Consider the following 19,051-nt stretch of genomic DNA (forward strand, 5'->3'; position numbering starts at 1 on the left):
CGGCAGTTCGGCAGTTCGGCAGTTCGGCAGTTCGGCAGTTCGGCAGTTCGGCAGTTCGGCAGTTCGGCAGTTCGGCAGTTCGGCAGTTCGGCAGTTCGGCAGTGAAGGGTGGCCCCTGCAAGACCCCGGCGACAAGGCAAATGTTCGTCCGCAGCAACAAACCGCAGAGAGAGCCTGGCCGAGCCCCAGGCCCACGGGTGCCGTCGTCTTATGGCCGCCGCCCACTCGCCGCCGGCCTTACGCCCAGACGGTCACCACCAGCGCCAGCACGATATAGCGGCCGGTCTTGGCGATCGTCACCAGCACGAGGAAGGGCAGAAACCGCACCTTCAGTACGCCGGCAATGACCGTCAGCGGATCGCCGATGACCGGCACCCAGCTCGCCAGCAGCGACCAGAGCCCGTAGCGCCGATACCAGCGCTCGGCCGCCGCCATCTTGGCCACATCGACCGGAAACCAGCGCGCATGTTTGAACCGCTCGACCCCGCGGCCCAGCGCCCAGTTGATCACCGAGCCCAGCACATTGCCGAGACTGGCGACCGCAACCAGCGCCGGCGTCGAATAGCTTCCGGCCAGGATCAACCCGACCAGCAGCGCCTCAGACTGCGCCGGCAGGATGGTGGCGGCAATCAGCGCTGCGGCAAACAGGCCGCCATAGGCTGCAAGATCGAGGTTCACACGCGCGTCCTGTTTCCCGGAGATCGCCCCACCGCGCCCTCTTCATCGGTCCCCCTCTACCAGCCCGGCTCCCCGCCCCACAACGAATTTCCCGCCGCCCGCCACCCATCCGCCACGCGCCTCATCCTGGAGTGATCCCCGGATTTACCCCGGAGTGCGATCCATCGGAGAATGACGCCCCACCCCCACCCCACCCACCGACGCGCTCCCTCCCCCTTGTGGGAAGGGTTGGGGAGGGGTCTTTGCTGCGACATTCTCCCGACATCTCGTCGCGCTACGCCCGCCGAACCCAAAACCCCTCCCCGTCGCTGCGCTCCGACCCTTCCCACACGGGGGAGGGTCACGTCGCGCCAGCCGCGAGGCCATGCCACACGCCACGACGACGGGGAAAATCAAAACCGAAAAATCTCGGTGGCAGCGATTTTTCCTCGCTCTCATCTCGCTGCCCGGATCGTCTCACGGCAAGCGGGAAAAGAGCCACGCGCGCTGGGTCGCTGTCAGCGCAGGCGACGGTGTTCGATGCCGGATATCGCGCGAAAACCGGGCGTTAGCCGGAGGTTTATCTTTCGCGTCCCCGCCCCGCGCCACACTTTCCTCCTCCCCGCACGCCGCCAAAACCTGTCCCCCAAGCCTCGCATCAACCGCGCCCCACCAACCCGGCCCCCACAAAAAACTTGCCCCCATTTCCCCCGCCCCATCGCCCCGTGCCACACTCAACCCGTCCCGCCCTCGGATACACCGGTGAACGTCGCCGGCGAGGTGGGGCCGGTGCCCTGGGGGCGTGGTCGATGACGTGGACCGCGATGCCAGGGGCCGCGTGTTGACGGATCTCCCTCTCGCCTGACTGCAGGCGGGGCGTGCCTGTGGGGCACACATGACATGACCGGTGACTGTCGGGGTTTCCCGGCTTTCGCGGTGCCGGACCTGACACGTCCCAAGGGGGTAGCGCCCCGATGAGCACCGTCCCTGGAAAAGGCACCGGATCCGCGCAGAGGGATCGCACAGCACCGGCACAAGAACACCGAACGGGGCGCCTGCGGGTGTCTTATTTAATTACTTAACGCGGCAGCCGAAGGCGCCCCGTCCGTCTCGCGCAAGGGAGACAACAGAACTGGCAGCATCCACCGGAGGGTCTCTGGCCCGGCCGGGGTTTTGCTGCGGGGCAAGGTCGACGGCAATCGCCGTGCCGCTTGATCTCCAGACCCGTCGCCGTCATCCTGCGCAAAAGCCCGAAACCACGAGGACATGCCGAACAATGACCAAGGCCCTGCTGCTGATCGATATCCAGAACGGTTTCTGCCCCGGCGGCAATCTGGCCGTGCCGGACGGCGACGCGGTCGTGCCGGTTGCCAATGCGCTGATCGGCAGCGGCTATTACGATCTGATCATCGCCTCGCAGGACTGGCATCCGGCCGATCACGGCAGCTTTGCCTCGCAGCATCAGGGCAAGGCGCCGTTCGAGATGGGCGAACTGTCGGGCAAGCCGCAGATGATGTGGCCGGATCACTGCGTGCAGGACACGCCCGATGCGGCGTTTCACCCCGGCCTCGACACCGCGGCCATCGACCATGTCCAGCGCAAGGGCCTCGATCCGAGCGTCGACAGCTACTCGGCCTTTCGCGACAATGACCGCGCGGCCCTGACCGGGCTCGACCGCTATCTGCGCGAGAAACGGGTCGAGGCCCTCGACGTCATGGGGCTTGCGACCGACTACTGCGTCAGATTTTCCGCCCTCGACGCCGTCGACATGCTGCCGGGTATCAAGGTCGCGCTGATCGCCGACGGCTGCCGCGGCATAGATCCGGCCGGTGTCGAGCAGGCGCTTGCCGAGATGCGGGCGGCGGGCGTCGAGATTGTCGAAAGCGCCACGCGCCTTGCCTGATGCGCGCCTGGCCGGCAGCAGCCGGATGCGATGGCGCCTCAGCCGGCGTCGTCCCGCTGCTCCAGCTGGTAGATCGCGTCGTTGATGTCGTCGATCTTGGCCATCAGCGCCGACTGCGCGTCGTAGAGACCCCGATTGTAGAAATGCGGGCCGACAAGCCCGGTGATGAACTCGAGAAATTCCTCGGCCTCGAAGCGGCCGATCTCCAGTTCGAATTCCGTCGAGAAATGCGTCCTGACCTTGTCGACCAGGGCCGAAAGCTCGTCGGACGAATAATCCAGCGTCATGCCCCCTCGCACATTCGTTCAATCCCCTCAATCGTCAGGATGCTAGAGTATTTCCAGGAAAACTGCAGTCGCGGTTTTCCGTCCGGACATGCGCAAAAACAGCAAACTGGAGCACGTCGGATCAACGCGTGTTGACCGAACGTGCTCTATGCTAGGCGCTCGTCAAAGCCGGATCAACCGCCGCGTTTTTCAGCATCAACGCAAATGATGGACCTGTCACCGCAATGAAATTGACCGGACGCCCGGGATTTGAAATTGTCGCAACCCGTCCCGTGCCTTGGCCGCCGCATTGGCGAGCGGCCCACCGAACCTGGAGCTCCGAGATGACCGCCCGCACCGACGCCCTCAAGGGCGCCAGGCAAGCCATGCCCGTAATGCTCTCGACCGTCCCCTTTGCCATCCTGTTCGGCGCCGTCGCCGTCTCCCACGGCCTGACGCCCGGCGATGCGACGCTGATGAGCGCGACGATCTTTGCCGGCGCCAGCCAGCTGGTCGGCATCGACCTTTTCGGGCATGCGGTGCCGGCCTGGCTCGTCGTGCTCTCGGTGTTCGCGGTCAACTTCCGCCACATCCTCTATTCGGCCGCCGTCGGCCCGCTGTTCGAGGGCTTCGGTCGCCTGCAGCAGGCGCTCGGCTTCTTCCTGCTCACCGATCCGCAATTTGCCGCAAGCCTTGCCCGCAGCGAAAGCGGACACCGGGTGACGCCGAGCTGGTATCTCGCCTTTGGCGGCGTGATCTATGCAAGCTGGGTTGCCTGCACCGCGATCGGTGCCAGCTTCGGCAGCCTGATCGGCGATCCGAAGGCGCTGGGCATCGACGTGCTGCTACCGGTCTACTTCCTCGGCCTGACGCTCGGCTTCCGCCACCGGTCGCATTTCTGGCCGATCGTGGTGGTCAGCGCCACGGCGGCGGTGCTGGCCGAACGCCTTGTCGGCTCCCCCTGGCATGTCAGCATCGGCGCGCTCTGCGGCGTGGCGCTCGCCGCCATCCTGCCGCCGGCAAAGCGACCGGTCGCTGACACCGACGCCGACGCCGCTGCCGGCGGACCGAAAATGGATGTGGAGGTCGAGGCATGAGCCTGTTCAGCTCTTCCCACATGGTGATCGTCATCCTGCTAGCAGGCCTTGCCACCTATCTGACCCGGATCGGCGGCCACGCGGTCATCAGCCGGATGAAGACGGTGCCGCCGCGGCTCGAGGCCGCACTGGACGCGGTACCCGCCGCCGTGCTGACGACACTGGTCGTCCCCGCCTTTGCCAATGGCGGCTGGGACACCCGTGTTGCGATGCTGGCCGCCCTTCTGGTCGGCCTGCGCTTTGCCGCCATCCCGGCGCTGGTCGCTGGCTGGGCGGTTGTGCTGGCGCTCAGGACCTTTGCCGTCTGAGCGCCGCACACAGTTTTTCGATCCGCGCCAGGATCAGTCCCGGCTGAAGGCTTGCGTTGCCTGCTCCAGCCACTGCCGCGGACCGTCCTCGGTCAAAAGCGGCATCAGCTTTTCGCGCGTTGCCTGATGGTAGTCGTCGAGCCAGCGCAGTTCTTCGCGGGTCAGCAGATCGGTTAGGATCAGCGACCGGTCGATCGGCACAAAGGTCAGCGTCTCGAAGCCCATCATCTCGGTATCGCCGCCCTCGATCGGGGCGAGATCGGTGACATGGATCAGGTTCTCGATGCGGATGCCGAAGGCGCCGGGCCGGTAATAGCCGGGCTCGTTGGAGAGGATCATCCCCGGCAACAGCGCCTGGGTGGCCAGCCGCGCGATCCGCTGCGGTCCCTCATGCACCGAGAGATAGGAGCCGACGCCATGGCCGGTGCCGTGGCCATAGTCGCCGCCGGCCTTCCACAGTGCGATGCGCGCCAGCGGATCGAGATCGCAGCCGCGCGTTCCCTTCGGGAAGCGGGCAAGGGTGATGCCGATCATCCCCTTCAGCACCAGCGTGAAGAAGCGCTTCTGCTCGTCCGGCACGTCGCCGATCGCCACCGTGCGGGTGATGTCGGTGGTGCCGTTGACATATTGCCCGCCCGAATCCAGCAGGAACAGTTCGCCGGCCTTCAGCGGCCGGTCGGTCTCCTGCGTGACCCGGTAGTGGATGATCGCGCCGTCGGCACCGGCACCGGCGATCGTGTCGAAGGAAATGTCCCTCAGCGGGTTCTGCATCCGCTCGCCGACCCTTGTGCGTGCCGCCTCCAGCGCCGTCGTCGCGCCGATCTCGGTCACCGAGCCCGCCGGCTGCTCGGACAGCCAGTAGAGATATTCGACCATGGCCGCGCCGTCCTGCAGATGCGCCTCGGCCGACCCTCGAAGCTCCACCGTGTTCTTGATCGCCCGCGGCAGCTTGGCCGGATCGTCGGCCTCGACGATCGTGCCGCCCCGACGCTCGATCAGGGCATAGATCGCGTGCGGCGTGAGGCTCGGATCGAGCACGATCACCGCCCCGCCGCGGGCAAGGCTCGTCACCCGCTCGCCGAACTGCTCGGGATCACGCTGCTCGGCCATTTGCGCCAGATAGGCCCTGACCTCGCGATTGGTCTTGGCATCGTCGAGGAAGATCTCGGCCTTGCCGTCGGCAAAGACGATGGCGCGCGCCAGCGGATGCGGCGTGTGGGGCACGTCGTCGCCGCGGATATTGAAGATCCAGGCCACCGATGAGGGATCGGTGATCAGCACCGCCGCCTGGCCGTTTTCGCTGAGATCGGCGGCGATACGGGCAATCTTGTCGCTCGACAGCACGCCTGCCAGCGCCTCGGACTGGATCGTCACCGCGCCCCTGGGCGGTGCCGGACGGTCCTCCCAGATGGCATCGAGCGGATTGTCGGTCAGCAGCACCACATGACCATCCCTCGCCTTCAGTGCCTTTTCCAGCCGGCGAACCTCGGCCGGCGAATGCAGCCAGGGATCGATCCCGAGCCGCAGCCCCTTCGGCGCCCTGGTCGAAAGCCATGTGTGCGGCGGCTCGCCGACGAGATCGCCGGGGGTAAAGACGTCGCGGTCGACCTGCGCCGCCACCTGCGTCGTATAGCGCCCGTCGACGAAGACGATCGCCTGTTCGGGCAAGACCAGCGCCATGCCGGCCGAACCAGTAAAGCCGGTGAGCCAGGCCAGCCGCTCCGAGCAGGCCGGAACATATTCGCCCTGGTATTCATCGGCGCGCGGCACGAGGAAGGCATCGATCCCGTGGCCGGCAAAGCGGTCGCGCAGCGCGGCAAGCCTTGCCTTGCCGAATTCGGGGGTGGAGGTGACCTCAAAGGACTGAAACATCAAATTTGAACTCCGTCTGGCAGTGCCGCCCTTATAGCAATCGCCGCGCCGCCACCGAAAGGGCAAACCGCATCGACGGCGTTTTCATCGCACTGCATCAAAACCACTCCGCCCCCTGCCTATTTTTTTCGCAATCTGCATAAATCCGATGAAAATGCCCCTGAGGTATGCGTTATGCGCATGACACATGTGTCCTAGACCCCCTGCCTCAAAGCGTCAGAATACTTATATTGAACCCATCGAACGGAGCCGAGCAACGGTTCCCAAAGAAAGGATTTTTTCCATGGCTACCTCGTTCCTGCACAACGCCTATCGTCGTCTCGTCGACGCCCGCGAGCGTCAGGTCAGCCGTTATGTCAACGGCGCCCTGCTGAACCTCGATGACGCGACTTTGTCCTCGATGGGCACCAGCCGCGAAGAACTGCGCCGCAAGGGCGCGAAAAGCTACGTATTCTGATTGAGCCCGGCCGGATCTCCTCCTCCCTCTCCGGTCGAAGCTTAGAATACGATAGGCCCGCTTGAGCTCTTCTCCCAATCGCTCGCGGGTGTCTTGCCAAAGCAAGAAAAGAAAGGCGGCGTCTCCGGACACCGCCTTTTCTTTTGCGCCCGATCCGGCACTTGATTTCAGCATCGCTGATATTCATCAAATGCAGTGCTGCAGTGCATATAATTTCAGGATGCCCCGAAGCGTCAACCGAAGGGGTTGCCAGCAAACTGTACGCATCCCGGCACGCAACCTACATCAGATGGATGGTCACCCAGCCATTGCGCCAGATGGTGTGGACGTGGCGCAGGCCGGCGCCGTTATAGGCGGCGAGCACTTTCCAGCGCTGCGACGCCAGGATGCCGGACAGGATCACCGAGCCGCCGGGGGCCAGATTGGTCACGAGCTGCGGCGCCATCTTCATCAGCGGCCGGGCGAGAATATTGGCAACGATCAGATCGAAGGGGCCGCGCACGCGAAAGACGTTCGAGTGAAAGCCCGGCGCGGTGACGAAGTCGAGGCCGGCGAGGACGCCGTTGCCGCGGGCATTGTCCTGCGCCACCCGCGTTGCGATCGGATCGATGTCGGTGGCGAGCACCGGGATCGGCGCCAGCTTGCGCATGGCGATCGCCAGCACGCCGCTGCCGGTGCCGAGATCGAGCGCATTGGTGATGGTCTGCGAGCGGATCACCCTGTCGATCAGTTCCAGACATCCGGCAGTGGTGCCGTGATGGCCGGTGCCGAAGGCCTGTCCGGCCTCGATCTCGATTGCAAGGTCATTGGCCCTGACCTTGTCGCGGTCATGGGCGCCATGCACGAGGAAGCGCCCTGCCCTGACCGGCTGCAAGCCTTCGAGCGACTTGGCGATCCAGTCGATGTCCGGCAGCACTTCGCGCTCGATCTCGAAACCGTCGAATGCGCCGCGCAGCGTTTCGTCCATCCGCTGGCGGATATCGTCTTCTTCGTCGGCCATCAGATAGACCGAAATCTGCCAGATGCCGCGATGCTCGTCGACTTCCGTCGTGCCGATGGCGTTGTCCTCGTCCTCGAAGACGGGGGTCAACATGTCGAGCATGCGGTTCGCCCGATCCTCATCGGTGGTGACATAGAGACGGATCTCGCTCACGGGCCTGTTCCTCACTCAAGGGGCGGATGGAATTGAATGCGTCCCGGTACTATGCCCGCGGCGCCAAGGCAACCGCCGGCGCCACCGCAGCGCGCCCTGCCTGTCCCGCCCCTAGCCCTTGGCGAGGTTGGTCAGCTTCTTGATCGCCACATCGGGATTTTCACCATAGGAGATCGTACCCTTGAAGCGCCCCTTGGCGTCGAGCAGGAAAACCGAGGCCGTGTGGTCCATGGTGTAGTCGCCATCGGGCTGGTCCGGGTCGAGCGGCACCTTCTTGGCGTAGATGCGGAAGCCCTTGATGACATCCGCCACCTTGTCCGGCGGTCCGGAAATGCCGACGACACGGTCGGTGACATTGGAAATGTACTGGCCAAGCAGCTGCGGCGTGTCACGCTCGGGATCGACGCTGACGAAATAGGCCTGCAGCTTGTCGTGGTCGGGGTCGACTTGCTTCAGCCAGCCGTCCAGCTCGAACAGCGTCGTCGGGCAGACCTCCGGGCAATGGGTAAAGCCGAAGAACAGCGCCGTCGGCTTGCCGCGAAACGCCTGTTCGGTGATCGCCTGGCCGTTCTGGTCGACGAGCTGGAAGGGTACGCCATAGGGACCGTCGGCCACCTGATGCTTGGTCTCGGTGATCGCCATCGTCAGCCAGCCGAGAACGCCGGCGACGATCACCACGACGACCCAGAGAATGATGCGAAATGTCTTCATGCGATCCCCCGCCCTACCCTTTGGCCCGAGCAGCACTTCGGCCCGCTCTTTGCTCTAACGAGAGCACCGGCGGCGTACAAAGATCGCCGGCGATGCCCTATCCTGTTGTTTCTACGCAATTCCGGCCGCGAAGCCGGTACCCGCTTCCGCCGGAATTGCTCTAGCGCGAACGCGACGATGGCGCAAATCAACTGCCGGTCAAATGCGGCCAATGTGCCGATTGGTCGCGGTGTCTGAGCGATCAGGCCACGGCTTGCGGTTTGGCCGATCTTTGCCAATGCCGGCACACGCAGGGGCGTATACGGCCGATCTCCGCCCGCAGCCGGTCGCCACCGCAAGCGCGTGTCGCATGCACTGCTTGCCGCTTCGACGCTATGCCTCAATCGTTCGCAGCAGTCGCTTCATTAGATTTTACTTAACTTATATTGGCGACTATCGCTCGGCCGAGGCGGTGCCGATTGCATCGCATGGATATGAGGTCCCCGGACGCTGCCTGTCCGGCACAGGCACTGGTGGAACCGGGTTCGCTGCGGCAGGCACTTTTGAGGGACGTATGAGCACACAACATTTGGCACAGGGACTTTCGGTCAAGCATCGACTGATGACCATCGGCGGCGCAGCGGTCGTTGGCATTACCGCCATGCTGGCGGTCGGCTGGCACGAAAACGCTGCCCTGGACACGGCCCTGAAGCATGCGCTGAGCGGCGAACAGGCCGTTGCCACCACCAATGCGATGCGCCTGGCAAACGGCGAACTGGTGCTGGCAGCCATGGACACGATCATCGACCGTGCCGAGCGCCAGATCCAGCCGGAACGCGCCCAGATCATCAGCGACGCCATTGCGGAGCTGAAGGCCGGACGGGTGCAGATCGCCCCCTTTGTCGACGATCTCGGCCAGTCCGATCTGCTGCAGACCTTCGACGAGGACGTGAAGGGCCTTGAGGCCTCGATCTCCGTCGACCTGACACGCCTGGTGGAACAAGGCGCGGACGACGAGCAATATGCCGTCATCGACGACGTGATCGACGGCGCCGGTGCGCGGGTCAAGACGGTGCTCGAGCAGATCAGCGCGCTGGCCCGTCAACGGCTGCAGGAGCGGGTGGCGGATGCGACCTACCGGTCGAGCCAGTCCCTCAATCTGCAGCTCCGCGCCGGCGGCCTTGCCCTTGCCGTTCTGCTGCTTCTCCAGTTCATTCATTCCAACGCCATCGTCAACGGTATCCGCAACGTCCGCGCCGCCATGCAGAACGTCATGGAAGGTCGCTTCACGGAGACGGTCGCGGGTACCGAACGCCGCGACGAAATCGGCAGCATGGCCCGCGCGGTCGATCATTTCCGCCAGGCCGCCATCGACAAGACCGAAATCGAGACCCAGGCAACCGCTGACCGCAATCGCAACGACCAGGACCGGCAGACCCGCGAAGCGACGGCCAAGGCCGATGCCGCCGCGATCAAGGATGTCGTCGATCGTCTGGCCGTCAGCCTCAACCGCCTGGCCGAAGGCGACCTCTGCGCCACCATCGACGAGCCCTTCAAGGGTGATCTCGACCGGCTGCGCACCGACTTCAACCAGTCGACGGCGCGGCTCAGAACCGTGGTGCAGGAAATTGCCGGCAACACCAATTCGATCCAGGCGAACGGCCAGCAGATGCGGTCGGCCGCCGACGATCTCGCCCGCCGCACCGAACAGCAGGCCGCCGCCCTGGAACAGACGTCGGCAGCGCTCAACCAGATCACCGTCACCGTACGCAGTTCGGCCGAGCGCGCCGAGCAGGCCAGCAAGATGGTCGACGGCGCCAAGCAATATGCCGAAGCATCGAGCGAGATCGTCGACAATGCCGTGGCCGCCATGGGCCGTATCCAGGGGGCCACCGGCGAGATCGGCAAGATCATCACGGTCATCGAGGAAATCGCCTTCCAGACCAATCTGCTGGCGCTGAATGCCGGCGTCGAGGCGGCTCGGGCCGGCGAATCGGGCAAGGGCTTCGCGGTCGTCGCCCAGGAAGTGCGCGCGCTGGCCGGCCGGGCGGCGGAAGCGGCAAGCGACGTCAAGTCGCTGGTCGGCAAGTCCAATGTCGAAGTCACCACCGGCGTCGATCTGGTCGGCAATGCCGGCGAGGCGCTACGCCGAATCGGCGACGACGTGCTGCGCATCAACGACCACGTCAAATCGATCGTGGTTGCGGCGCGCGACCAGTCGACCGGCCTGCATGAAGTCAATGTCGCCGTCAACCAGATGGACCAGATGACCCAGCAGAATGCCGCGATGGTCGAGGAAACCAATGCCGCGAGCCATACGCTGGCCCAGGATGCGGAAAGCCTGATGCACCTTGTCGGCCAGTTCAAGGCCGGCGATGCACCGGCGCAGGCGCCCGCGCGGGCCAGACCGGTACAGGCACTGGCTGCGAAAGCATCCGCGCCGGCAGCCAGCAGACCCCTTGGCGTGGCAGGATCTGGCCACGCATCACATCCGTCACCCGCTCGTAACCTTCAGGAAAGTGTCTCGGGTGTATACAGCTCCAGCAACCACCGCAAAACCAAGGCTGCCGGTGCAAGCCAGGCCGCAGCCGCCGAGCAATGGGAAGAATTTTGATGAGCAACTCGATCAAACAGACTGGAGCATACCTGGAAATCGTCTCGTTCCACCTGGGCGACCAGGAGTTCTGCATCGACATCATGGCGATCCGCGAAATCCGCGGCTGGGCCCCGGTGACCCCGATGCCGCATACGCCCCCCTATGTGCTTGGTCTGATCAACCTGCGTGGTGCGGTCATCCCGGTCATCGACATGGCCTGCCGCCTCGGCATGCGCATGACCGAACCGTCGGAACGCGCCGCCATCATCGTCACCGACATCGCCGGAAAGCTGGTCGGCCTGCTGGTCGAACAGGTCTCCGACATGATGACCATCCGCTCGGAAGACCTGCAGCCGGCACCGGAAATCATTCCGGAATACCAGCGCAATTTCTGCCGCGGCATCGTGGCGCTGGAAAAGAACATGGTCTGCTTCCTGAACCTCGACACGGTGATTGCCGACGAACTGGCGCAGGTTGCCTGACACCGCAGCATGGATCGACGGCTCTGCCACAGCAGGGCCGTTCATGCGGGCACTCCTTGCAGGAAATATCAATGCATGCGCGCTCGCACGTATAGGGGGCTGTGGCGTGCTTTCAAGAGGCGGGCCGGCCGGCGGCGGCACACATTTTCGTTGATTTTACACGCGTTTTTCCAGGAACCATTGCTCTCACTCTTCGTTCTCTCAGTACTTCCAACGAAGTCAGAACAAGGAGTTACATCATGAACAAGACCCTGAAGATCGCTTTCGCCGGCATGCTTGCTGCTTCCGCTCTCGGTACCGCCGCTTCGGCGCAGATGGCACCGATGTACAAGAGCGACAATGTGTCGGTCATCCGCATCGATTCGCTCAACACCGACACCAGCAAGCAGGACTATGCCCGCCTGAAGCTCGAAGCCACCGACGAGACGCAGACCCAGGCTGCCCAGGCTGAAGTTGCTGCCGACGCCGCTCTGGCCACCGAACTGAAGGACAACAATGTCCAGATGGAAAACATCGTCGACGTCGATACGGCTGCCGACGGTTCGAAGATCGTCTACATTCGCTAAGAATGCAGATATCCTGGCCCCGGTCTGAGGACCGGCACGCCGCGAAAAAGACCGCCTCGCCCAGCGAGCCGGTCTTTTTTCGTATGGCCCCCAGCCGTGCCGGTCTATGGTGCGGCGATTTCCAACGCCACCGATCCGGGACCGATGTTCGACGGCTATATTCTCTGCGGCACGCCGCGTACCGGCAGCACCCTGCTCTGCGACATGCTGGCTTCCACCGGCAAGGCCGGGCGTCCGAACTCCTTTTTCCGTCCGCAAAGCCTGGCCAACTGGTCGGCCCGATGGGGGCTTCCACTGCCCGAAGCGGCGGCGGGGTTGCCCCTCAACGCGGCCTATCTGCAGGCGGCCATTGCCCATGGTACTGCCGGCACCGGCATGTTCGGACTGCGACTGATGCGCGAAAATCTCGCGGCACTGGAGATCACGCTCGATCGGCTCTATCCGGGGCAGACAAGCGACCTTGCCCGGCTGGCTGCCGCCTTCGGCCGGTTGCTCTTCGTCCACCTGTCGCGGGCCGACACGCTGGCGCAGGCCATTTCGCTGACCAAGGCGGAGCAGACCGGCCTGTGGCACCGCGCCGCCGACGGATCGGATTATGAGCGGCTCGGCGCGCCCGGCGCGCCTGTCTATGATTTCGCCAGGCTGCACGCGCGTCGACTGGCCCTGGAAGCGGACGATGCGGCCTGGCGGGGATGGTTCGGCGCAGAGGGCATAACCCCGTTCAGCGTGACATATGAAGGCCTGGCGGCTGATCCGGCCGGCACGGTGATCGGTCTGTGCCGGGCGCTCGGCGTTCCGCCACCCGACCGCAAGGCCCTCAAACCGGCCGTGGCCAAGATCGCCGACCAGACGAGCCTTGCCTGGGCGCAGCGCTATCGGCTGGATCTCTGCGCCGAGCGCTGAGCGCAATTGCGGCGTCAAAAGCCCCGCAACCCGCAAGCATCACGGGCTGCAACCGGCATCCCCCGAGCGCGGCCGCGACGAAGAATTAGAAACCGTTAAAATTCCATGAAGCGACGGGAACCTTCGCTCCCGAAGCTCGTTTTAGGGGAGTAAATGAGACCCGGGAAGGAAGGAAGAATTCAATGTCCTATATCGCAAAGATCGCTCTCGCCGGCATGCTTGCCACGTCCAGCCTGAGTGGCGTTGCCATGGCCCAGACCGCCATGGACGACAATGTCACCGTCATCCGCATCGATTCGCTCGACAAGGATAGCGACAAGCAGGATTTCCAGCGCCTGTCGCTGATCGCCAACGATCCGGCCCAGATGCAGCAGGCTCAGGCCATGGTGACGCAGGATCCGGCCCTGTCGGCTGAACTGCAGTCGGAAAGCGTGCAGATGGAAAATGTGGTGGCCGTCGAGACCGCTGCCGATGGCGGCAAGGTCGTCTACGTCAAGTAACAGTCCCCGCGGGTTTGCCCGCACCCCAAACAAACGGCCGCCCCTTCGGGGGCGGTCGTTTGCATGTCCGGGATACCGGCGGGCAAGACATGAACAGCGTCGGACCGGGGTATCAGCCGCGACAGCAGCATGCCAGGTAGCAATCTGCCTCAAACCTTCCCAAGGTGGAAGAGCAAAGCACCGGATTTTGCTAGCCAATTTTGGGATTAATTAGGACGTTGAAATCAACCAGGACGCGCAAGGTCACTTTTCCGGCTTGCCCTTGCTCCATGTCACCTGCTGGTTGAACAGCGGCACGGTGGAAATCGCCATCTTGGCCGAGCCATTGGTGACCTCGCGCGTGTGGATCAGATAGACGAGGGTGTCGTTTTCCCGGTCATAGATCCGGTTGACCACCAGCTTCTTGAAGATCAGCGAACGCCCGGCGCGAAATACCTCCTCGCCACCCTTTCCGAGCTCGATATCGCCAACGGTGATCGGACCCGTCTGGCGGCAGGCGATCGAATTGTTGGAGGGATCCTCGAACCAGTTGCCCTTGGACAGCCGGTCGATGACCGAGCGATCGAAATAGGTCACATGGCAGGTGACGCCCTTGACGTCCGGATCGCTGATCGCCTCGACGACGATATCATTGCCGACCCAGTCGACGCCGACCTTGCCGACCACCTCGGCGCAGGCCGGCGCGGCAATCGATGCCGCAAGCGCTGCGGCCAGCATCATCAGACGAAAACCCATGACAATCTCACTCCTGAAAGAAAACGGCTCTGCCTTTTAAGATAAGGTGGCGGACCTTGCTTGCAAGCGGCGCGCCGGCTGCGGCTTGCGGGCGAAGGCGCAGGCGTCGTAACCGCCGCGATAGAGCCGTCCCGGGGTGATGTTGTGCATCTCGGCCAGATCCTCGATCGACGGCAGCGCCACCTCCCGCGCCATGGCGATCGCCGCCAGTCCGCAGATCCGCGCATCCTCGGCGGCATTGTGGTGCTGGAAGCGCAGCCCCAGATGGGCTGCCAGCACATTCAGCCGATGCGAGCCGAGATCCGGCCAATGGCGTTGCGCCAGCTTGACCGTGCACAGATAGGAGACTTCCGGTGTCTCCAGCCCGTAGAGCGCGAAACTCTGGCGCAGGACGGAAAAATCGAAGGCCGCATTATGCGCCAGCATCAGCGCGCCGGCGAAATCCGACTCGAATTCGGCCATCACGTCGGGAAATTCCGGCGCGTCGATCACGTGCTCGGGACGAATGCCGTGGATTGCGATGTTGAACGGCGAAAACCGCATCTCCGGCGGCCGGATCAGCCGCTCCTCGACGCGCACCACCTCGCCGTCCTCGATGAAGGCAATGCCTACCGAGCAGGCGGATGCGCGCGCTTCGGTCGCAGTCTCGAAATCGATGGCAATGGCTTTCATCCGGTCTCCCTTGCGTCCTCGTGTCGGCACCTGCCGCCGACTCGTCCTGCATGCTTGACTTCAGGTGCCCTGCGTAGAACATTGCGCCCATGATCGCCAGCACAGTGCTCCATCTTCTGACCGGCATTCCCCATGTCCCAAGGGACGGTGGCCGGCGGATGTTGCCCTAGCGCAACCGATCTTTTGTCCACCCACCCTGCCCGGAGACGCGCAGGCTCGGTGATGGCCCCGCTCTCCGGCCCGTCAATGGAGAGCAGCATGCCCCCGACCAAAACGACCGCCCGCGCCCAGTGGCCGCAACGCGCCCAGCGTCACCCCGGCACAGGTCGACCCCGCAGATCACGATCCGCGCGCGCACGCCGGACGATGCCGCGGGCGTCGCCGCGCTGCACAGCCTGCCCGGCTACCGCTTCGGCACATTGCGTCTTCCGCACGAGACGGTCGATAACGTGCGCAAACGCATCGAACAGACGCCGGCAGATGCCGTGACCCTCGTTGCGGTGCTGGAGGACAGGATTGTCGGCGATATCGGGCTTACGCCGATGGCCGGTCGTCGCCGGCATTCGGGCGAGCTCGGCATGGGGGTGCATGACGGCCATGTCGGCCAAGGCATCGGCAGGGCGATGCTGGCCGAGGCGCTGGCGATCGCAGACGACTGGCTGGACCTGAAACGGGTGCAGCTGACCGTCTACCCGGACAATGAACCGGCGCTGGCACTCTATCGGCGCTTCGGCTTCGAAGAGGAAGGGCGCCTGCGCATGTTCGCCTTCCGCGCCGGGGCCCATGTCGACGCGCTCGTCATGGCAAGGCTGCGGCCATGAAGCGGATCCGCCGCACCGGCTCTGCCCCATAAGGCAGGCCATGTTCGCACAGACAGCACGATGCGCGGACTTAAGGGATGCTCCGCGCGTCGCCAAGCAGGAAGCGTTGCAGTTCGGCTGCGAGCGCTTCCGGTGCCTCCTCCGCCATATGGTGGCCGCTGTCGAGGCCGGTTCCGGTCACAGGCCCCGCCGCCCATGGGCGCCAGACGGCAGGCACGTCGCCATAGAGCGACGACAGATCGTCGCGCAGGGACCAGACCAGATGCAGTGGACACTGCAATCGGCGTCCCGCCGCGCGATCCGCCCGGTCGTGCAGATGGTCGACGGCAAGGCCCGCGCGGTAATCGCCGAGCATGCCCTGCACCGTCTGCCGGTCGTGGATCGCCTGATGAAAATCCGCGTAGTTTTCCGCGCCGAGCGCCTCCGGTGTCCCGCCATACCAGGCGTCGGGGTCGGCCATGATCGCCCGCTCCGGCTTGTCGCGCTGGGCAAAGAAAAACCAGTGCCACCATGCCGATGCGAAGGCCGCGTCGCAGCGCTCGATGGCTTCGAGGATCGGCACGCCGTCGAGGATGACGAGCCTCTCGACCCGATCAGGATGATCCATCGCGGTGCGGAAGGCCGTGTAACTGCCCCGATCATGGCCGGCGAGCGCGAACCGGTCGAAGCCGAGCCGCTGCATCAGTTCGACGCAATCGCGTGCCTTGGCGCGTTTGGAAGAGGCTTCGTAATCGTGCGGGTCGGCAGGCTTGCTGGACAGGCCGAACCCGCGAAGGTCAGGGCAGACCACCGTAAAGCGGCGTGCGAGGAGAGGTGCGACCCTGTACCAGGTCGTATGGGTGCGCGGGTGCCCGTGCAGCAAAAGCAGAGGCGGGCCCACGCCGCCGTGGCGCACGCGCAGGCGCGCCTCCGACAGGTCGAGCATTTCCAGTTTGAAGCCGTCGAACATCGCCATCCTCCATGCCGCCCACGCATCCCTCTGAGGCAACGCCTGCGTCTCTGCGGCGGTTCCGGAGGCGACAGGGATGGTGTGCCCAGCACCGCCGGTCCGGTGCAAACCCGCCGAAGACGCACGCCTCCCGTTAACCCCGCCCCTCTTTTTTGGCGGCAGCCCTGTACATTTGCGGGATTCGGGGCTAGGAACGCCGCAAATCCCGCGCGAACCGAGTGAATTCTTCGCGCGCGCCCGCTCTGCCAATAGAGCGAGGCACTGACACCGTTTTTCGAAAGATACGCTTCATGATCGAAAAAGACGGCCTCGCGCCGCCGATTGCCGCAGCTTTGGCCAAGCGCGGCTATGAGTCCCTCACCCCCGTGCAGGAAGCCATGCTCGATCCCGAGCTCACCACCCGTGACGCCCTGGTCTCGGCCCAAACCGGCTCGGGCAAGACGGTGGCCTTCGGCATTGCGCTCGCCGCAAACCTGCTGGAAGGCAAGGATCGCTTCGGCCGCGCCGGCGCGCCGCTGGCACTCTGCATCGCCCCGACCCGCGAACTGGCGCTGCAGGTCAAGCGCGAGCTGGACTGGCTTTATGCCGAAGCCGGCGCCGAGATCGCCTCCTGCGTCGGCGGCATGGATCCGCGCACCGAGCGGCGGGCCCTGGAACGCGGCGCCCATATCATCGTCGGCACGCCCGGCCGTCTGCGCGACCACATCACGCGGCGCGCGCTCGACCTCTCCGAAATCCGCGCCGTCGTGCTGGACGAGGCCGACGAGATGCTCGACCTCGGCTTCCGCGAGGACCTTGAATTCATCCTCAAGGCCTCGCCCGACGAGCGCCGCACGCTGATGTTCTCGGCCACCGTGCCGCGCGCCATCGCCGACCTCGCCCGCAATTTCCAGCGCGATGCGATGCGCATCCAGACGGCCGCCGAACAGCGCCAGCATGTCGACATCGAATACCGCGCGCTGGTCTCGGTCCCCTCCGACAAGGAAAATGCGATCGTCAACGTGCTGCGCTATTATGAAGCGCGCAATGCCATCGTGTTCTGCTCGACCCGCGCCAACGTCAACCACCTGACCTCCCGGCTGTCGAACCGCGGCTTCTCGGTCGTGGCGCTGTCGGGCGAGCTGTCGCAGAACGAACGCACCCACGCGCTGCAGGCCATGCGCGATGGCCGCGCCCGCGTCTGCATCGCCACCGACGTCGCCGCCCGCGGCATCGACCTGCCGGGTCTAGAACTCGTCATCCATGCGGACCTGCCGACCAATTCCGAAACCCTGCTGCACCGTTCGGGCCGTACCGGCCGCGCCGGCAACAAGGGGATTTCGGCACTGATCGTGCCGGTCAACCAGCGCCGCAAGGCCGAACGCCTGCTCGGCGGCGCCAAGGTGCAGCCGAACTGGGACAACCCGCCTTCGGCCGACCAGGTGCTGGCCCGAGACCAGGAGCGGATGCTGGCCGAGACCGTGCTGGCCGATGCGATCACGGAAGACGAACGCGAGACCGTGGCAGCGCTGACCGAGCGCTACAGCGCCGAACAGCTGGCCGCCGCCTTCGCCCGCCTTTATACCGTCAACCGCTCCGCCCCCGAAGACATTGCCCAGCTCAACGTCCAGGCCGAGCGCAAGCCGCGCGAGCGTGGTGAACGCGAGCCGTTTTCCGGCGAACGCGCCGAGCCGCGCCCGCGCGACCAGTTCGGCCCCAGCCGCTGGTTCTCGGTCTCGGTCGGCCGCCGGCAGAGCGCCGAACCGCGCTGGCTGATCCCGATGCTGTGCCGCCACGGCAAGATCTCGAAGAACGATATCGGCGCGATCAAGCTGCAGCCGGAAGAAAGTTTCGTCGAGATCTCCGAGGAGAGCGTCGATCGCTTCGTCTCGGCTCTCGGCCCCAACAAGACGCTGGAGCGCGGCATCCTGGTCAAGGAACTGGACGGCGTGCCGGACTTTTCCACAAGCCCGAAGGCGCCGAAGCGCCGGGACGACTGGGGCGACAAGCGCGAGGAGCGCGCACCGCGCAAATTCGCCAAGGATGGCGACAAGCCGCGCGCCTTCAAGAAGGACGGCGACCGCTTCGAGGACCGCAAGCCGGCCAAGGCGAAGCCGAGCGACGATCTGCGCGCTGCCGATAACGAAGTCTGGGGCGATGCGCCGGCCAAGCCGATGAAGCGCCGTTTCGAAGACGGTGCCGGCCCGGGCAAGCATCCGGCCGCCCGCACCGAAGGTCGCGGCGGCAAGCCCGGCGACAAGCCCTTCACCCGCAAGGCCGACGGCGACAAGCCGCGTTCGTTCAAGAAGGACGGTGCCAAGCCCGGTCCGAAGAAGGGCAAGCCCGCCGGCCGCCCGCGCTGACCGCTTCGGCGCTCTAAACAATCTGTTCCGCCGGTGCCGCGTGATCCGCGTCGCCGGCGGAACCATTTGTGCAAGCTTCGCA

The 19,051-nt window shown here is 64.8% G+C and carries 19 protein-coding genes; 11 read left to right on the forward strand and 8 right to left on the reverse strand.

All coding sequences use genetic code 11. The features are described from left to right. Nucleotides 1-237 precede the first annotated feature (237 nt). Nucleotides 238-678: a YqaA family protein gene (locus J2Z17_RS18575; RefSeq protein WP_209947148.1), complete on the reverse strand. Its 441-nt coding sequence runs from the start codon at nucleotides 676-678 to the stop codon at nucleotides 238-240. A 1,255-nt stretch (nucleotides 679-1,933) separates the two neighbouring features. On the opposite strand from J2Z17_RS18575, the gene pncA reads away from it, so the two are divergent. After that, the gene (gene pncA / locus J2Z17_RS18580; protein WP_209947149.1) at nucleotides 1,934-2,560 is read left to right on the forward strand and encodes a bifunctional nicotinamidase/pyrazinamidase; all 627 of its coding nucleotides are present in this window, start codon (nucleotides 1,934-1,936) and stop codon (nucleotides 2,558-2,560) included. A gap of 38 nt (nucleotides 2,561-2,598) precedes the next feature. Here the strand turns inward: pncA and J2Z17_RS18585 are convergent, their stop codons facing one another. Further along, nucleotides 2,599-2,847, reverse strand: a complete 249-nt coding sequence (locus J2Z17_RS18585) for a DUF2164 domain-containing protein (RefSeq protein ID WP_209947150.1) — start codon at nucleotides 2,845-2,847, stop codon at nucleotides 2,599-2,601. A gap of 323 nt (nucleotides 2,848-3,170) precedes the next feature. Between J2Z17_RS18585 and J2Z17_RS18590 the strand changes: the two genes are divergently transcribed. Further along, entirely contained in the window at nucleotides 3,171-3,923 is a 753-nt protein-coding gene (locus tag J2Z17_RS18590) for an AzlC family ABC transporter permease (protein ID WP_209947151.1), read from the forward strand. After that, on the forward strand, nucleotides 3,920-4,231 hold the full coding sequence (locus tag J2Z17_RS18595; protein ID WP_209947152.1) for an AzlD family protein: 312 nt from the start codon (nucleotides 3,920-3,922) through the stop codon (nucleotides 4,229-4,231). The genes J2Z17_RS18590 and J2Z17_RS18595 overlap by 4 nt, the downstream gene beginning before the upstream one ends. A 33-nt stretch (nucleotides 4,232-4,264) precedes the next feature. Here the strand turns inward: J2Z17_RS18595 and J2Z17_RS18600 are convergent, their stop codons facing one another. Then, nucleotides 4,265-6,103 (reverse strand): aminopeptidase P family protein, encoded by a 1,839-nt coding sequence (locus tag J2Z17_RS18600; protein WP_209947153.1) that lies wholly within the window; start codon nucleotides 6,101-6,103, stop codon nucleotides 4,265-4,267. A gap of 283 nt (nucleotides 6,104-6,386) precedes the next feature. Here J2Z17_RS18600 and J2Z17_RS18605 point away from each other — a divergent pair, with 283 nt between their 5' ends. Continuing rightward, the gene (locus J2Z17_RS18605) at nucleotides 6,387-6,560 is read left to right on the forward strand and encodes a hypothetical protein (protein ID WP_209947154.1); all 174 of its coding nucleotides are present in this window, start codon (nucleotides 6,387-6,389) and stop codon (nucleotides 6,558-6,560) included. Nucleotides 6,561-6,840: 280 nt separating this feature from the next. Here J2Z17_RS18605 and J2Z17_RS18610 read toward each other — a convergent pair whose 3' ends face one another. Both J2Z17_RS18610 and J2Z17_RS18615 read right to left on the reverse strand, forming a co-directional pair. Then, nucleotides 6,841-7,713, reverse strand: coding sequence for a 50S ribosomal protein L11 methyltransferase (locus J2Z17_RS18610; protein ID WP_209947155.1), 873 nt, complete (start codon nucleotides 7,711-7,713; stop codon nucleotides 6,841-6,843). Nucleotides 7,714-7,824: 111 nt separating this feature from the next. Then, complete coding sequence (locus tag J2Z17_RS18615; protein WP_209947156.1) at nucleotides 7,825-8,424, reverse strand: SCO family protein; 600 nt, start codon at nucleotides 8,422-8,424, stop codon at nucleotides 7,825-7,827. A 553-nt stretch (nucleotides 8,425-8,977) separates the two neighbouring features. Between J2Z17_RS18615 and J2Z17_RS18620 the strand changes: the two genes are divergently transcribed. The 5 genes from J2Z17_RS18620 to J2Z17_RS18640 all read left to right on the forward strand — a co-directional run bounded on the left by J2Z17_RS18620 (nucleotide 8,978) and on the right by J2Z17_RS18640 (nucleotide 13,450). Beyond that, the gene (locus J2Z17_RS18620; protein WP_209947157.1) at nucleotides 8,978-11,017 is read left to right on the forward strand and encodes a methyl-accepting chemotaxis protein; all 2,040 of its coding nucleotides are present in this window, start codon (nucleotides 8,978-8,980) and stop codon (nucleotides 11,015-11,017) included. Beyond that, the gene (locus tag J2Z17_RS18625) at nucleotides 11,017-11,481 is read left to right on the forward strand and encodes a chemotaxis protein CheW (protein WP_209947158.1); all 465 of its coding nucleotides are present in this window, start codon (nucleotides 11,017-11,019) and stop codon (nucleotides 11,479-11,481) included. The genes J2Z17_RS18620 and J2Z17_RS18625 overlap by 1 nt, the downstream gene beginning before the upstream one ends. 239 nt (nucleotides 11,482-11,720) lie before the next feature. Then, nucleotides 11,721-12,047: a hypothetical protein gene (locus tag J2Z17_RS18630; protein WP_209947159.1), complete on the forward strand. Its 327-nt coding sequence runs from the start codon at nucleotides 11,721-11,723 to the stop codon at nucleotides 12,045-12,047. A gap of 96 nt (nucleotides 12,048-12,143) precedes the next feature. Then, nucleotides 12,144-12,950, forward strand: coding sequence for a Stf0 family sulfotransferase (locus J2Z17_RS18635; protein ID WP_342454432.1), 807 nt, complete (start codon nucleotides 12,144-12,146; stop codon nucleotides 12,948-12,950). Between the two features lie 182 nt (nucleotides 12,951-13,132). Beyond that, nucleotides 13,133-13,450, forward strand: coding sequence for a hypothetical protein (locus J2Z17_RS18640; protein WP_209947160.1), 318 nt, complete (start codon nucleotides 13,133-13,135; stop codon nucleotides 13,448-13,450). Nucleotides 13,451-13,693: 243 nt separating this feature from the next. Here J2Z17_RS18640 and J2Z17_RS18645 read toward each other — a convergent pair whose 3' ends face one another. Together J2Z17_RS18645 and J2Z17_RS18650 are read right to left on the reverse strand one after the other, a co-directional pair. Next, entirely contained in the window at nucleotides 13,694-14,185 is a 492-nt protein-coding gene (locus tag J2Z17_RS18645) for a CreA family protein (RefSeq protein ID WP_209947161.1), read from the reverse strand. A gap of 36 nt (nucleotides 14,186-14,221) precedes the next feature. Next, nucleotides 14,222-14,857, reverse strand: coding sequence for a 3'-5' exonuclease (locus J2Z17_RS18650; RefSeq protein ID WP_209947162.1), 636 nt, complete (start codon nucleotides 14,855-14,857; stop codon nucleotides 14,222-14,224). A 290-nt stretch (nucleotides 14,858-15,147) separates the two neighbouring features. Between J2Z17_RS18650 and J2Z17_RS18655 the strand changes: the two genes are divergently transcribed. Then, nucleotides 15,148-15,678, forward strand: coding sequence for a GNAT family N-acetyltransferase (locus tag J2Z17_RS18655; RefSeq protein WP_342454433.1), 531 nt, complete (start codon nucleotides 15,148-15,150; stop codon nucleotides 15,676-15,678). 70 nt (nucleotides 15,679-15,748) lie between these two features. On the opposite strand, the gene J2Z17_RS18660 is transcribed toward J2Z17_RS18655, so the two are convergent. Further along, complete coding sequence (locus tag J2Z17_RS18660) at nucleotides 15,749-16,627, reverse strand: alpha/beta fold hydrolase (RefSeq protein ID WP_209947383.1); 879 nt, start codon at nucleotides 16,625-16,627, stop codon at nucleotides 15,749-15,751. A gap of 290 nt (nucleotides 16,628-16,917) precedes the next feature. Between J2Z17_RS18660 and J2Z17_RS18665 the strand changes: the two genes are divergently transcribed. Further along, on the forward strand, nucleotides 16,918-18,969 hold the full coding sequence (locus J2Z17_RS18665) for a DEAD/DEAH box helicase (RefSeq protein ID WP_209947163.1): 2,052 nt from the start codon (nucleotides 16,918-16,920) through the stop codon (nucleotides 18,967-18,969). Nucleotides 18,970-19,051 lie beyond the last annotated feature (82 nt).

It is taken from the genome of Heterorhizobium halophytocola (genome assembly GCF_017873095.1).
In the GTDB taxonomy this organism is placed as follows: domain Bacteria; phylum Pseudomonadota; class Alphaproteobacteria; order Rhizobiales; family Rhizobiaceae; genus Allorhizobium; species Allorhizobium halophytocola.